The organism is Streptomyces sp. WM4235, from assembly GCF_001279725.1.
GTDB lineage: Bacteria > Actinomycetota > Actinomycetes > Streptomycetales > Streptomycetaceae > Streptomyces.
In genome coordinates, this window is record NZ_LGDE01000177.1 from 1 (window position 1) to 1,460 (window position 1,460).

Consider the following 1,460-nt stretch of genomic DNA (forward strand, 5'->3'; position numbering starts at 1 on the left):
ACCTCACCGGCATCTACGACCTGAAACTCCTCAACAAGGTCCTCAAGACCGCCGGCAAGCCCGAGGTCTCCGACGCCGGCCTCGGCGCCAAGTAACCCCACAGGGGCGAAGAGGGCGAGGGGAGGACGTGGTCGGCCCCTGACCGCTCGGTCAGGGCCGCACGGACACGTCCTTCACGTCGCCTCGGTCCCCGGACGGCCGCCCGGACGACCGCCCGGATCGCCGCCCGGCCGCCGTACCGCCCGATGCGGCAGAATGTCGACATGCCCCGTGCTTCCGACACCCGCCAGAGCATCATCGACGCCGTACTGCGGATCATCGGGCAGGACGGCATCGCCGCCGTCACCAATCGGCGGATCGCCAGGGAGGCCGGGGTCTCCCTCGGTTCGGTCACCTACCACTTCGCCACGCAGCACGAGCTGTTGCGGGAGAGCCTGCTGCACTTCGTGGCCGAGGAGACCCGGCATTTCACGGCGCTCGCCGACTCGTGCTCCGACGAGTCCTTCGACATCGGGCAGGCGGCCGAGGTCGTCGCGCAGGTCGCGGGCGGCAACGCCTTCGACAGTCGACACATCGCGCCCTTCGAGCTGTACGTGCAGGCCGGCCGCGACGAACGGCTGCGAGCAGCGGCGACCGAGTGCTTCGCCGCCTACGACCTCCTGGCCGCCCGGATCCTGACCCTCCTCGGTGTGCCGGACCCCGAACGCCTGGCGGGCGTGGCCGTCGCCCTGGTCTTCGGGCAGCAGCTGCGCCGTCTGGCCACCGGCGCCCCGGCCGCCGACCTCGTCGACGCCCTGTTGGTCCTCACGAAGTTCACCCCGACGCAGTCTCCCTAGACCCCGTCGTCAGAGTTCGCACGACAGGTTCAGCGACGCGGGCGCGGGAGGGGCAGGGAGAACCAGACGGCCTTCCCCTCGGCCGTCGGGAGCGTGCCCCAGGCTTCGGCGAGCGAGTCCACGAGGAGCAGGCCCCGTCCGGATTCCGCGTCGGACGAAGCGAACCGTGCCTGTGGAAGGACGGGGCTGCCGTCGCACACCTCGACGCTGAGTTCCCTGCCCGCGTGACGCAGTCTCAGCCGGATGGGGCCGCAACCGTGGTTGACCGCGTTGGAGAGCAGCTCGGACGCGAGCAGACAGGCCGTCTCGCACAGTTGGTCGTCCACGTTCCCCCACCGGGCGAGGGTGGAACGCAGGAAGCGCCGGCCCTCGCCGACGCTGCTCGGCTGTGGGGCCAGTACCACGCTCTGCGAGGTCACCGGCATGTCGGGGATGTGCACGAGGAGCAGGGTGACGTCGTCCGCGTTGTCGTCGGCGTCCGGCAGCATCTCGCCCAGGAGGGAGTCGGCCATCGTTTCGAGGTCATCGGTGTTGGCGAAAGTCTTTCCCAATGCCGTTGCCAGACGATCGAGTTGCTCCTCGATGTCGCTGCCCGGCGTTTCGACGAGCCCGTCGGTGTAGAGC

2 protein-coding genes are annotated in these 1,460 nt (G+C 69.9%); one reads left to right on the forward strand and one right to left on the reverse strand.

The window, feature by feature from the left end; translation table 11 throughout:
• Positions 1-263: 263 nt before the first annotated feature.
• Positions 264-836 (forward strand): TetR/AcrR family transcriptional regulator, encoded by a 573-nt coding sequence (locus tag ADK55_RS14805; protein WP_053678870.1) that lies wholly within the window; start codon positions 264-266, stop codon positions 834-836.
• Positions 837-865: 29 nt separating this feature from the next.
• Here ADK55_RS14805 and ADK55_RS14810 read toward each other — a convergent pair.
• On the reverse strand, positions 866-1,460 hold a 595-nt coding region (locus tag ADK55_RS14810; RefSeq protein WP_159041396.1), incomplete at its 5' end, for an ATP-binding protein.